This is a genomic window from Brevundimonas guildfordensis, from assembly GCF_014836405.1.
Lineage (GTDB): Bacteria > Pseudomonadota > Alphaproteobacteria > Caulobacterales > Caulobacteraceae > Brevundimonas > Brevundimonas guildfordensis.
This window is the reverse complement of the sequence record NZ_JACSQU010000003.1, coordinates 191,507-203,649: the sequence shown is the minus strand read 5'-3', so window position 1 is coordinate 203,649 and position 12,143 is coordinate 191,507. Positions and strand designations below refer to the sequence as shown.

Genomic DNA, 12,143 nt, shown 5'->3' with positions numbered 1-12,143 from the left:
CGCGACGGCAAGCGGGCGCCCCGGTCAGGCTCAGGCGGGATCAGTCTTCGATCTCGTCGCGCGGGCGGCGCTTGTAGATCAGGCCCTCGCGCTCGACCGGCTCGGCGCCGGGGATGACGTGGCCGTACAGCTCCAGCTTGTGGCCGACCAGCTCGAAGCCCAGACGCTTGGCGATCTCGGTCTTGAGCCGCTCGATCTCGGCGTCGAAGAATTCGATGACCTCGCCCGTCTTGGTGTCGATCAGGTGGTCGTGGTGGTCGTCGCCGGCCTCTTCATAGCGGCTGCGGCCGTCGCCGAAGTCGTGCTTCTCGACCACGCCCGCCTCTTCGAACAGGCGCACGGTGCGATAGACGGTGGCGATGGAGATGTGCGGGTCGATCGCCGAGGCGCGGCGATACAGTTCTTCCACATCGGGATGGTCTTCGGCGTTCGACAGGACGCGGGCGATCACCCGACGTTGCTCGGTCATGCGCATGCCGCGCTCTGCGCAAAGTTTTTCGATCCGGTCCATGGCGGTGAAGATAGGCTGTACCGCCGCCTTATGGAAGCTATCGAGGAAAGTTCAGGACAAGCGTCAGCGCGTCCTCGCGGCGACCGTCCGCATGCGAATAATAGCCGCGCCGACGGCCCATCTCGACGAAGCCGCAGCGGGCGTAAAGCGCGCGCGCGGCGGCGTTGCCCTCGGCGACTTCGAGGAACATCCGCTCGGCCCCCAGGGCGGCGGCGCGCACCACCGCCGCCTCGACCAGACGGCCGCCCAGCCCCGCGCGCCGCGCCGCCGGACGCACCGCCAGGGTCAGGATCTCAGCTTCATCGAGCACGACGCGGACCAGGATGAAACCGTCGTCCTCGACCACCGCGAGCACGCCCGGCGCGGCCAACAGCTCGGCCAGCGCCGCCGCGTCCCACGGCGTCTCGAACGCCTCGGCGTGAACGGCGGCCAGATGCGCCGGGTCGACCGTGGGAAAGATCGTCGCCTCGCTCACGCGGCGGGCTGACGCGGCTGGCCCGGCAGTCGGCTGGGCGGGGTGGCGTCCGGCGCGCGAAGATAGAGCGGCGACGGCGGCGAGGTCGCGGGATCAGCGGCCATCGTCAGACGCGCCAGCGCCTCCGCGCTCGGCGCGGCCAGGGGTTCCATCTCGGCGCCCGCCAGTTCGGAGAAGGTCTCGGCCAGCAGCGCCGCTCCGCTGCCGACCAGCGAAAATCCCCCCTGCCCCGCCTCGGCCAGAATGCGGTCGCGCGCCGTCTCCAGCGGCCAGGCCTCGGCCTCGCCCAGCGGCGCGCCGTCGCGGAACAGCCGCCCATAGACCTGGCCCCGGCGGGCGTCGATCACGGCGGCGACCAGGCCCTGCGCCGGAACGGACGCCGCCAGGGCGTCCAGCGTCGAGACCCCGACCACCGGCCGATCCAGCGCCGCCCCCAGCCCCAGGGCGAAGGCCAGTCCGACCCTCAACCCGGTGAAGGATCCAGGCCCCACTGTCACGCCGATCCGGTCCAGCCCGTCAAAGCCCCCTGCCTCGGCCGCCGCATCGCGCGCCAGCCCGCCCAGACGCTCCTGATGGCCCTTGGTCATCAGCTCCCGGCGCAGACCCAGGGCGCGCAAGACCGCGCTCGCCGCATCGTCCGCGAACACCCCGGCGGCGCAGGCGCCCAGCGCCGTATCAATGACCATGACCTTCATGGTCCTGTCCCTAATGCGAAATCGGCGCGGATGCGACCGTTTCGGCCCCGCTGAGCCTCATCAGGCGCCGGCCATTGCCTGGGCCACGCGGGTCAGGGCGCGGCGCGCCTCGGCGTCGCAGATGCGGACAAAGGCCTCAGCCAGGTTTCGCCCCTCGGCGCTGGCCATGACCGGATGAACCAGCGGTTCCGAACCCTCGGCGTCCGGGCGCGCGGGAAAGAAATCGGCGACCGAACACCCCATGGCGGCGGCGGCCTCATGCAGGCGGGACGCGGAGATCCGGTTGGCCCCTGTCTCATATTTCTGGACCTGCTGAAAGCTGACGCCTAGCGCCCGTGCGAGAGCCGACTGAGACCAACCCAAGGCCGACCGCCGCGCGGCGATGCGCATGCCGACGACCTGGTCGATGTGATGACTGCGACGCGACATGACCCCTCCGTTTCAACTAGAGAGTTTCACGTTCGCCCCTGAAATACAACTATTTCGTTTCAATCGTCGTCGAGACGGCTGATGACCGCTGATACGGACTGGACGTCTGATCGCGCGATACGTTCGGATCGATCCAAGGCGCCGGCGCCCAAGACCACCATCTCCGCCTCGTCGGCGCGGTCATACAGCCGGACCTTGCGCAGGCCGTCCTGAAGCTGGATGATGCAGCCCTGGCCTCGTCTCGGCCAACGTCCCAGAGCGTACTCCAGCACCGTGCCCGCCGATGCCCAGGGGGCCAGTTCGTCGGTCTCCAGCCGCATCCGTCGCACGTCTGAGGGGGCGCCGTCGAACGCCCGACCGCGCGCTGAGAGGCCGTATGGGGGCGCGTTGTCTGGAAGTGAAGTCCTCGGGCGGTCAGTCGAGACCTGTGCACCGCCCGGCGCCTGCAGCATCAAAGCCTCGGGCGTGGCGTTCAGGGCTCCGGTCAGACGCCGCTGAACATCGGGACGGAACAGGCTGGATCGCTTGCCGGCTTCATAGAGGCCCCAGCCCTGGCCGGTCATGCCGATCCGGGCGCCCGCCTCCGCCTGGCTCAGGCCGCAGTCGCGCCGCAACGCCGCCAGCGCCTCGCCCAGGGCGCGCGCCTGTGATGTCTCGCTTATCCCGTCCATGACGCCATCATGCCCCGCAGGGCGGGCGGGTGCGAGCGTTTCATGTGAAACAGATCGGTGGGGGCCTCAGAGCACCTGCTCGACGCTGGTCACTTCGGGAACATAGTGGCGCATCATCTGCTCGACCCCGGCCTTCAACGTCGCCGAGGAGGACGGGCAACCGGCGCAGGCCCCGCGCATCCGCAGGCGCAGCACCCCGGTCGCTTCGTCGAAATGGTCGAACAGGATGTCGCCGCCGTCCTGGGCCACGGCCGGACGGATGCGGGTGTCCAGCAGCCCCTTGATCTCGGCCACGATCTCGCTGTCGGGCGCTCCATCATCCTGAGCGGCGCCGTCCCGCCCTGTCTCGGCGCCGGCGCGCACCAGCGGCGCCCCCGAGACGAAGTGATCCATCACCACCGACAGGATCGGCGCCTTCATCGCCGTCCAGTCCGGGCCGTCCGCCGCGCGCGTGACCGAAACATAGTCGGCGCCGAAGAACACGCCCTCGACGCCCTCCAGTTCGAACAGCGCCTCGGCCAGAGGCGAGGCCGCCGCCTCGTCGATGGTGCGATATTCCAGCGCCTGTTCGCCCGCGACGTCGCGGCCGGGCAGGAACTTCAGGGCGTTCGGGTTGGGAGTGGCTTCGGTCTGGATGAACATGACCCGCAGATGCGCCCTGCGGCGCGCGGGTTCAAGAGGTCGCGCGCCCGGGCCCAGACGCGGCTTCATGCAAGGTCTCGCTTGCGCTTTGACTTCGGCGGCCTCACCGTGACGACCATCTCCGGTCGCTCCCGGCCGGCGAGTTCTTATTTGACGGGCGCGCGCCCGTCGCCTGCCGGAGCCCCCGTCATGTCTCGCCTGACCTTCGCTGCCGCTGCTGCGGCCCTGGCCGTCTGCGCCGCCCCCGCCATCGTCTCCGCCCAGGAGACCGCCCCCGCTGCGCCCGCCGCCCAGCCCGCCCCCTCGCCCGAGGAGGCCGCCTTCCAGGCCAAGGGCGAAGCGTTCAACGCCGAGGCCGAGCGCATGAAGGCCGAACTGGACGCCGTGATCGAGGACCCGGCTCTGGATGCGGCCGCCAAGCAGACGCGCGCCGACGCCATCATCACGCGCTACGAGCCGACCTTCAACGCCTTCGCCGACGAACTGGGCGCCTTCTTCCGCACCTTCGCCGAGAAGCCCGAGAACGCTGAGAACAGGGACCAGATCCTGGCCGCCGCCGAGGCCGCCCCGGCCCAGATCCGCGCCGTTCCGGCCCAGATCCGCCAGGCCGTCGCCCAGGCCGTGGCCGCCCCGACCGCTCCCGCCGCAGCGGACTGATCGAACGGCAGGTAAGGCGCCCGCCCCGGCGCCTTACCGCGATTTCACTTGAGCGCGCGGGCCCTTGGGCGGACCTTGCCGGCGTCCGCCGAAGGAGCCTCGCTATGGTCCGCGCCCTCTCTCTCGCCCCCCTCCCTCTGATCCCCCTGTCCTTGGCCGCCGCCCTCGCGCTGCTGCCGGTCTCGGCCGCCGTGGCCGAAACCCAGAAAACCTCGGCCGAACTGCGTCTGGAGTCCGCCGCCGGCGTCTTCGAGCAGAAGATGGAAGAGTTCAACGCCAGGGCTGAACGCATCCAGGCCGACGAGAGCCTGAGCGAAACCCAGAAGGGACTGCGCGTCGCCGCCCTCTGGTCGGAGTATCAGCCCCACGTCGCCGACTTCACCGCCGAGGCGACGCGCCAGGCCGGGCTGATCGCCGAGGCCGCCCTGGCTGAAGTCGATGTCGAGGCCATCGTGCGCGAGGCCACGAACGGTATCGCCCCGCTGATCGAGGGCCTGTCGAGCAACGGCGCCTGGGCCCAGGCCGACCCGGAGCACATGGTCACCTATGGGCTGGTCGCCCAGTACGGCGTGGACCAGGCCCTGGACGCCCTGGACGAGGTCGGGGCGGCCGCATTGGCCACGCCCCCCGCGCCGCCCGTCCCGCCGATTCCCTCTGGCGCCTGAGCCGACGACTGCGACGGCTTGACGCGGCGGCCGATGCGCTCGAAAGGGCCTCATGGCCGCGCTTCCTGTCGATCCGCATCTGTATCTGGCTTTTGTCGGCGTCATGGCCGTGATGGCGGTGACGCCCGGTCCCGCCAACATCTTCGCCGTCGCCACCGGCATGGAGAAGGGCAAGGCCGCCGCCCTGACCGCCGTCGTCGGCATGAACTGCGCCACCCTGGTCTGGTTCGGCGCCGCCGCCCTGGGCCTGGGCGCACTGGTGATCGCCTTCCCCCAGGTCTTCCGCATCATCGCCGTCCTGGGCGCCCTCTACGTCGCATGGTTAGGGGTCAAGGCCCTGCGCGGCGCCTTCGCCACCGCCGCCGAGCCTTCGCACATCGAGGTCAAGCGCGGGCGCAGCGCCCTGATCGACGGCTTCATGGTCCAGATCGCCAACCCCAAGGCCATCCTCTTCTTCACCGCCGTCCTGCCGCCCTTCCTGGACATCAATCGACCGCTGGCGCCTCAGCTGGCCTTGTTCGCGGTGACCACGGTCGGCATGGATGGACTGTCGATGAGCGGCTACGGCCTGGGCGGGGCGGCGTTGGCGCGACAGATGACCGCGCCGCGTTTCCGCAAAGGCTTCGGCATAGTCGTCGGGTGTCTTCTGCTGTTGGCCGCCGTCCTGATCGTCTCGCGTCTGTGAAGTGCGTTTTGGAACTTGGCCGTTCACCCCTCGTTCAGACCGACGGGCGTTCACTGAACGCTCAAGGAGAGATGTCCATGATCAAGCTTCGCAAGACCCCGGTGCTGATCGCCTTGGCGGGCGCGCTTGCCCTCGGCGCGTGCGCGACGGCCACCCCCTACCAACCTGCCGGCATGAACGGCCAGCGCGGCGGCTACGCCGAGCAGCGCCTGGAAGCCAACCGTTACGCGGTCAGCTTCTCGGGCAACTCCGTCACCTCGCGTGATCAGGTCGAGATGTCCCTGCTGCTGCGCTCGGCCGAACTGACGGTCGAAAACGGCTATGACTGGTTCGCCACCGTCACCCGCGCCACCGACCGCGACACGCGCTTCTACACGACGCCGGACCCCTTCTACTACAACCGCTACGGTCCGTATTGGAGTCCGTCCTGGCGCTTCTACCAGCGCGGCTACTGGAGCACCTGGGACCCCTTCTGGGGCCGGGATCGCGACATCCGCCAGGTCGACCGCTACGAGGCCACGGCTGAAATCGTCATGGGGCGAGGCGCCAAGCCCGCCGGCGACATGAACGCCTTCGACGCCCGCGAAGTCATCACCAACCTCGGACCGCGCGTGATGCGGCCGACTTCTTAAGGGCCGCTACGCTCGCGACGCGGTCGCTCGCTGCTTGAGCGGCGACGGACGGCAAAGATGACAACGCCCGCTTCCGTCACCGGAGGCGGGCGTTTTCTTTCCTCCCCGTGCAATGGGGAGGTGAAGCCCGCGCCTTACCCCACCCGCGGATTCTTCAGGCGGCGCTTGTTCGCGTGGGTGGCTGGCGCCTTGCCCAGGGCCTCGGGCACCTCGCCCTTGAAGTAGAAGCGCTGCCACGCCTCCTTGGCCGCATCCGGATCGCCCGAGGCCAGGCGGGTGTTGAAGTCCGTCCGCGACCGGTTCCAGGCGTCGAACTGCCCCTTCATGCCGGGATTGGATTCCAGCGAACGGATCACCGGCTCGAACTGCTCGACCTTGCGGTGCTCGACCGGCAGGATGAAGCAGAAAGGCTCGCCCTTATCGAAGCGGATGCGACCCGGGCGCGTGAAGATCCAGTTCATGGTGAAGGGGAACGGCAGCCAATCGGTCTCGATCAGGCCGCTCAGCGGCTGGATGCCGTCCTTGACGTGGTTGGGCGACCCTTGCGCGATCAGGCCCCAACCCGGCGGGGTGCGGAACAGATACTGCGGGTGCATGGTCAGCACCCCGCGCGAGAAGTGCGAGCTGACGAAGTGGTCCATCTCCGGCTGATGCCGGTCGGGCGTGATGGTGATGTCGTTCTGCGACGGCCCGCCGTTCCACTCGGCGGTGAAGCCGAACGGGCACAGGATCTCCCAGCCCGTGGTGTTGGCCATCGTCAGCGGCAGACAGCGATAGGGGTGCCGACTGGCGAAGGCGTCCATCCAGTTGCGCGACTGGCGGCCCGGCGCCAGGTCGCACGGACGCGCATTCATCGGATAGCATTCCAGTTCCAAGACGCGGCTCCCCAAGCTTGACGAATGAAGTGACGACCCTGAGGGTCGCCCCTCTCCCCTATCGCCCTCGCCGCCCGCCCGACAAGACCGAGATGACCGCCATCCCCGACGCCGCCGCGCAAACCCCGACTTCGCCCGCCCCCGAACCCGCGCCCGAACCCGCTTACGACCGCGCCCGCCTGCTGGACTGGATGGCCGAACACGGGATCGCGCAGACCACCCACGACCACCCCGCCGTCTTCCGCGTCGAGGAAGGGCTGGAGCTGAAGGCCGCCCTGCCCGGCGTCCACACCAAGAACCTGTTCCTCAAGGACAAGAAGGGCCGGCTGTGGCTGATCTCGGCGGCTCAGGACACGTTCATCGACCTCAAGCGGGCGCACCGCGCGATGGGCTCGGACCGCCTGTCCTTCGGCAATGAGACCCTGCTGTGGGAGACGCTGGGGGTGCGTCCCGGCTCGGTCACGGCGCTGGGCCTCATCAACGACACCGACCGCCGCGTGACCTTCGTGCTGGACCGGCGTCTGTGGGAGGCGGCTGTCGTCAACTTCCACCCCCTGACCAACACCGCCACCACCGCCCTGAGCCAGGACAGCTTCCGTCAGGTGCTGGCGTTGCTGAAGCGGGAGCCGATCATCGTGGACTTTGACGCCCTGGACTGAGTGGAGGCGGGCGTCCGTTTCAAGGATTTGGCCCTAAGTCTGCTTTCGACCCGTTGCGGACGTTCGCGCGCGGCATCGAAAGCAGAGTCTTAGTTCTGCGTGTCGTACGTCGCCGTCACCAAGACCTGGACGCGGTCCAGCCTCTCGCCCGGCCGTTTCGCCCGACTGACGACTGCGGACAGGGACGGATCAGTCCGGTTCCTAAACGTGGTCGTCGCCATGTCGCGCCGCTCGGTCTTCCGGACCGTTTCCCAGCGGCTGGCGAAGCCTGCAGACGTCAGGACGGCTTCCACTGCGGGCTGCAGATCAACATTTCCGCCGCCGGTGATGTGGCACATGGGCGTCTGGTCCGAGACGACCAACACATAGCCGGCGGTCTCGGTCGAGTTGATGCGCCAGTAGCGGTTTCCGCGACGCAAGGCCGGAGGCGGGAGCGACGCCTCGTCGACCTTGGCAACCAGCCCCATCGTGTCGCCCAGGCCTACTGTTGCGATAAAGGGAGCGGGGCCGTCGATCCAGCTTTCTGGATTTAGAATCCATTCCTCACAGCCACGCAGGGCGCCAGAGAAGCCTTGCTCCAAAGCTGGTTGCGCGTTGGCAGCCGGCGCAGAACACGCCGCGAGGGCTGCGATGGAGGCTGCGAGGGTTGTGATGGCTGAAGACCGCATACCTCACCGTGCGGCGCTGACCTTCCGCTGTCCACCCCTAGCAGACCCTTCACCCGCCCGCTGCTGCGGCCTCCAGCGCGAGAAAGTTCCGTTTCCCTGAATCGCTCTGTCTAAGCGGCGCGATAGCGAATAATATCGCCGTTCTTCATCTCTGCGCCGCGTCGCGCCCAATGCATGTTCGCGGCCTCGGACCCGCTAAAGGGGGACGGTGCATGAGCGTGTTGTGGAAAACCTTCGCCGTGGGCGGCGCCGGTCTGGTTCTGGCGGGGCCGATGACCGCCCTGCCGTCGTCGGACACAGCGGCCGCGCTGCGTCCCGTCCGTCTGTTCGGCGTCTGCGGCGCGGCGACCGGCGGCCCCCTGGCCCGCAGTCTGCTGGTCGCCTCAGCCGTCGCCGCGCCCGCCAGCCGGGCGCAGCCCATCCCCCTCTATCCCGACCTGACCGCCTCGCCGTTCAAGGCGACCACCGACAACGCCGAGGCCCAAGCCTATTTCAGCCAGGGACTGATGCTGGCCTACGGCTTCAATCACGCCGGGGCCGTGCGCTCGTTCCGCGAGGCGCAAGGCCGCGACCCCGAGTGCGCCGCCTGCTGGTGGGGCGAGGCGATGGCGCTGGGCCCCAACATCAACGCCCCGATGGACGCGCGCGACCGGGAGGCGGCGCTGACCGCCATGACCCGCGCCCTCGCCCTGCGCGACCGGGCCGGGCCGCGCGAACAGGCGCTGATCGAGGCCCTGGCCCTGCGCTATTCGGACGACCCGGCGGCCGACCGCAGCGCGCTCGACGCCGCCTATGCCGACGCCATGCTGGCGGTCGCCGCCCGCTTTCCCACCGATGACGACATCGCCGTCCTGGCCGCCGAGGCGGCGATGGACACCACGCCATGGAACTATTGGGCGGCGGACCAGCGCACCCCCGTCGGCCGCATCGGCGACGCGATCCGCCTGATCGAAACGGTGCTGGCGCGCGCCCCCGATCACCCGCAGGCGGCTCACCTCTACATCCACCTGATGGAGGCCGCCGATCCCGCGCGCGCCGAGGTGGCGGCCGACCGCCTGGCCGCCTCCCGGCCCGCCAGCGCCGGCCATCTGGTGCACATGCCGGGTCACATCTACGTCCGACGCGGCCGCTACGCCGACTCCATCCGCCTGAACGTCGCGGCGGCGCGGGCGGACGAGGCCTTCATCCGCGACACGGGCGACGAGAGCCTAGTCCGCTACGGCTACTATCCGCACAACATCCACTTCATCGTCGCCTCGGCCCAGATGGCTGGCGACATGGACACGGCCCTGAGCGAGGCGAGGCGTCTGCGCACGGTGCTGGACCCCGACACTTCAGCCCGCATCGCCTGGGTCCAGCTGATCGACGCCGCCCCCTATCAGACCCTGGCCCAGTTCGCCGAACCACGCGCGATCCTGGCGGAGCCCGAGGCCGACGCCCGCCTGCCCTACGCCGTCGCCATGCGCCACTACGCCCGCGCCGTCGCCTATGCCCGACTGCGCGATCAGAGACGGTTCGAGCGCGAATTGGCGGCGATGAACGCGCTGAAAGCTTCGGGCGCCTTTACCGCCATGGTCGAACAGGGCGTGCCGGCGCCGGAGTTGCTGACCCTGGCCGAGGCCGTGGCGCGCGGGCGGATGGCGATGGCGCGCGGCCGCTCGGCCGAGGCGGCCGGCCACTATCGCCGCGCCGCCGATCTGGAAGCGGCCCTGCCCTACACGGAACCGGCCTACTGGTATTATCCGGTGCTTCAGTCGCTGGGCGCCGCCCTGTATCAGGCCGGTCGCCCGGATCAGGCCGCCGAAGCCTTCCGCCTGGCCCTGGCCCAGACCCCGAACAACGGCTGGGCGCTGTATGGCCTGGCTCGCGCCGAGGCCGCCCAGGGCCGCGCCGCCGAAGCCGCCGCCGCCGATCAGGCGCTGAAGACTGCCTGGCTGGGCGACGCCCGCTGGCTGAGGATGGACCGGCTGTAGGTCTGCCGCCCTTCTCCCTTTCGGAAGAAGGATACCGGGCCGCCATCGACCATCCCCCCTCTGCGTCTGTGGTAGACTGGTCTTCTCACCGGGAGATTTCAGACGATTCAGACGAATTGGACTCTATTTTTTCGCTTCCGTCGCCTTCGCGTGCGGCAGCGCGCGCTTGCGGCTTGATGCGCACGCATCCCGACGCCATCTGATCCGTTATCTTCCTTCGACTCCTATGCGGACCCGACCATGACCTTCGCCGACCCGTCGCTGACCACGCCTCCCGACCTGATCAAGGACGGCACGGACGCCACCTTCATGCAGGACGTGGTCGAGGCCTCGAAGCATCAGCCGGTCATCGTCGACTTCTGGGCGACCTGGTGCGGGCCGTGCCGGACGCTGGGCCCTGCGCTGGAGAAGGCCGTGCGCGCCGCCAAGGGGGCGGTGAAGATGGTCAAGATCGACGTCGACGCCAACCCGGCCTATGCGGGCCAGCTGCGCGTGCAGTCGATCCCGACCGTCTACGCCTTCGTCAACGGCCAGCCGGTCGACGGCTTTCAGGGCGCCGTGCCCGACAGCCAGATCAAGGCCTTCATCGACAAGCTGACGGGCGGCGAAGGCGTCAATACCGACGTCGAACAGCTGCTGTCGCTGGGCGAGGAGTCCCTGACCCTCAATGATCTGGGCGGCGCCGCCCAGGCCTTCGCCCATGTGCTGACGATGGAGCCGGACAACCAGAAGGCCATCGCCGGCATGGCGCGCGTCTATCTGGCCGAGGGCGACGCCGAACAGGCGGCCCAGACCATCGCCATGGCTCCGGCCGACTCCGCCGATCCCGCAGTCCAGGCCGTGCGCGCCCAGCTGGCGCTCGCCTCGGCCGCCCCGACCGGCGCGACCGCCGAGTTGGAGGCCAAGCTCGCCGCCGACAAGAACGACCACGAGGCCCGGTTCGACCTGGCCCAGGCCCTCGCCTCGGCGGGCGACCTCAAGGGGGCGGTCGACCACCTGCTGACCATCGTCCAGGCGGACCGCGACTGGAACGAACAGGCCGCCCGCAAGCAGTTGCTGACCGTATTCGAGGCCGCCGGCCCCAACAGCGAAGTCGCCCGCGACGGACGACGGCGCCTGTCCTCCATCCTGTTCTCGTAACGGCGCGATCATGGCTCAGGGCTACGTCAAGGCCAGCGAACTTCCCCAGGTGATCCCGGTCTTTCCTCTGCCGGGATCCATCCTTCTGGCGCGGGGCCAGCTGCCGCTGAACGTGTTCGAGCCGCGCTATCTGAACATGGTGGACGATGCGATGGCGGGCGACCGGATGATCGGCCTGATCCAGCCGGTCGGCGCCGCGGGCGAGAACCCGCCCTTGACCCGCGTCGGCTGCGCCGGGCGGATCACCAGCTTCGCCGAGACCTCGGACGGGCGCTATCTGATCACCCTGACCGGGGTGTGTCGTTTCGCCGTGGCGACCGAGATGCAGGTGCGCACCCCCTATCGCCAGGTCCGCGCCGACTTCCTGCCCTATGAGTCGGACCTGCGCGCGCCCGATCCCGACGAGGCCTTCGACCGCGAGCCCTTCCTCTCGGCCCTGGCGCCCTATCTGTCCGGGCGCGGTCTGGACATCGACTGGGACACCGCCCGCGCTGCGCCTCAGGAGGCGCTGGTCAACAGCCTGGCGATGGGCCTGCCCTTCGAGGCGCCCGAGAAACAGGCCCTGCTGGAAGCACTGACCCTGACCGACCGCGAAGCCGCCCTGACCGCCCTCCTCCGCATCGAAGCCATCGCCCCCGACGACGACGAGCCGGGTCCGGCGATGCAGTAGTCTCGGCAAGCTCGACGCGATAAACACACGGCCAACAGAGTGGGGCGCCCGGCGCCCTCAAGCAGCGAGCGCCCGCGGCGCGAGCGATAGGGCACT

At 69.3% G+C, this 12,143-nt stretch carries 16 protein-coding genes; 8 read left to right on the top strand and 8 right to left on the bottom strand.

The features are described from left to right. Nucleotides 1-40 precede the first annotated feature (40 nt). The 6 genes from H9656_RS12540 to H9656_RS12515 all read right to left on the bottom strand — a co-directional run bounded on the left by H9656_RS12540 (nucleotide 41) and on the right by H9656_RS12515 (nucleotide 3,423). Complete coding sequence (locus H9656_RS12540) at nucleotides 41-511, bottom strand: Fur family transcriptional regulator (RefSeq protein WP_191744599.1); 471 nt, start codon at nucleotides 509-511, stop codon at nucleotides 41-43. A 37-nt stretch (nucleotides 512-548) separates the two neighbouring features. Next, nucleotides 549-986 (bottom strand): ribosomal protein S18-alanine N-acetyltransferase, encoded by a 438-nt coding sequence (gene rimI, locus H9656_RS12535; RefSeq protein WP_191744598.1) that lies wholly within the window; start codon nucleotides 984-986, stop codon nucleotides 549-551. Then, nucleotides 983-1,681, bottom strand: a complete 699-nt coding sequence (gene tsaB, locus H9656_RS12530) for a tRNA (adenosine(37)-N6)-threonylcarbamoyltransferase complex dimerization subunit type 1 TsaB (RefSeq protein ID WP_191744597.1) — start codon at nucleotides 1,679-1,681, stop codon at nucleotides 983-985. The genes rimI and tsaB overlap by 4 nt, the downstream gene beginning before the upstream one ends. 60 nt (nucleotides 1,682-1,741) lie before the next feature. Further along, nucleotides 1,742-2,110: a helix-turn-helix domain-containing protein gene (locus H9656_RS12525; protein WP_191744596.1), complete on the bottom strand. Its 369-nt coding sequence runs from the start codon at nucleotides 2,108-2,110 to the stop codon at nucleotides 1,742-1,744. A 59-nt stretch (nucleotides 2,111-2,169) separates the two neighbouring features. Then, nucleotides 2,170-2,781 carry a helix-turn-helix domain-containing protein gene (locus H9656_RS12520; RefSeq protein ID WP_225212507.1) on the bottom strand — a complete coding sequence of 204 codons (612 nt, stop codon included), beginning with the start codon at nucleotides 2,779-2,781 and terminating at the stop codon, nucleotides 2,170-2,172. 66 nt (nucleotides 2,782-2,847) lie between these two features. Continuing rightward, complete coding sequence (locus tag H9656_RS12515) at nucleotides 2,848-3,423, bottom strand: NifU family protein (protein WP_191744827.1); 576 nt, start codon at nucleotides 3,421-3,423, stop codon at nucleotides 2,848-2,850. A 189-nt stretch (nucleotides 3,424-3,612) separates the two neighbouring features. Here H9656_RS12515 and H9656_RS12510 point away from each other — a divergent pair, with 189 nt between their 5' ends. From H9656_RS12510 to H9656_RS12495, 4 genes are all read left to right on the top strand, one after another. Continuing rightward, a complete protein-coding gene (locus H9656_RS12510; RefSeq protein ID WP_191744595.1) occupies nucleotides 3,613-4,080 on the top strand; it encodes a translation initiation factor IF-2 in 468 nt (155 codons plus the stop codon). Between the two features lie 104 nt (nucleotides 4,081-4,184). Continuing rightward, nucleotides 4,185-4,745 (top strand): hypothetical protein, encoded by a 561-nt coding sequence (locus H9656_RS12505; RefSeq protein ID WP_191744594.1) that lies wholly within the window; start codon nucleotides 4,185-4,187, stop codon nucleotides 4,743-4,745. Between the two features lie 52 nt (nucleotides 4,746-4,797). Further along, entirely contained in the window at nucleotides 4,798-5,430 is a 633-nt protein-coding gene (locus H9656_RS12500; protein ID WP_191744593.1) for a LysE family translocator, read from the top strand. 77 nt (nucleotides 5,431-5,507) lie between these two features. Continuing rightward, nucleotides 5,508-6,062, top strand: coding sequence for a CC0125/CC1285 family lipoprotein (locus tag H9656_RS12495; protein ID WP_191744592.1), 555 nt, complete (start codon nucleotides 5,508-5,510; stop codon nucleotides 6,060-6,062). A gap of 134 nt (nucleotides 6,063-6,196) precedes the next feature. On the opposite strand, the gene H9656_RS12490 is transcribed toward H9656_RS12495, so the two are convergent. Then, nucleotides 6,197-6,937, bottom strand: a complete 741-nt coding sequence (locus tag H9656_RS12490; protein WP_191744591.1) for a DUF6065 family protein — start codon at nucleotides 6,935-6,937, stop codon at nucleotides 6,197-6,199. Nucleotides 6,938-7,128: 191 nt separating this feature from the next. On the opposite strand from H9656_RS12490, the gene H9656_RS12485 reads away from it, so the two are divergent. Beyond that, nucleotides 7,129-7,596 carry a prolyl-tRNA synthetase associated domain-containing protein gene (locus H9656_RS12485; protein ID WP_191744826.1) on the top strand — a complete coding sequence of 156 codons (468 nt, stop codon included), beginning with the start codon at nucleotides 7,129-7,131 and terminating at the stop codon, nucleotides 7,594-7,596. Nucleotides 7,597-7,685: 89 nt separating this feature from the next. On the opposite strand, the gene H9656_RS12480 is transcribed toward H9656_RS12485, so the two are convergent. Beyond that, nucleotides 7,686-8,063, bottom strand: a complete 378-nt coding sequence (locus tag H9656_RS12480) for a hypothetical protein (RefSeq protein ID WP_191744590.1) — start codon at nucleotides 8,061-8,063, stop codon at nucleotides 7,686-7,688. 413 nt (nucleotides 8,064-8,476) lie between these two features. Between H9656_RS12480 and H9656_RS12475 the strand changes: the two genes are divergently transcribed. From H9656_RS12475 to H9656_RS12465, 3 genes are all read left to right on the top strand, one after another. Then, complete coding sequence (locus tag H9656_RS12475; RefSeq protein ID WP_191744589.1) at nucleotides 8,477-10,237, top strand: tetratricopeptide repeat protein; 1,761 nt, start codon at nucleotides 8,477-8,479, stop codon at nucleotides 10,235-10,237. Between the two features lie 240 nt (nucleotides 10,238-10,477). After that, nucleotides 10,478-11,377 carry a thioredoxin gene (gene trxA, locus H9656_RS12470; RefSeq protein WP_191744588.1) on the top strand — a complete coding sequence of 300 codons (900 nt, stop codon included), beginning with the start codon at nucleotides 10,478-10,480 and terminating at the stop codon, nucleotides 11,375-11,377. A gap of 10 nt (nucleotides 11,378-11,387) precedes the next feature. After that, nucleotides 11,388-12,047 (top strand): LON peptidase substrate-binding domain-containing protein, encoded by a 660-nt coding sequence (locus tag H9656_RS12465; protein ID WP_191744587.1) that lies wholly within the window; start codon nucleotides 11,388-11,390, stop codon nucleotides 12,045-12,047. Nucleotides 12,048-12,143 lie beyond the last annotated feature (96 nt).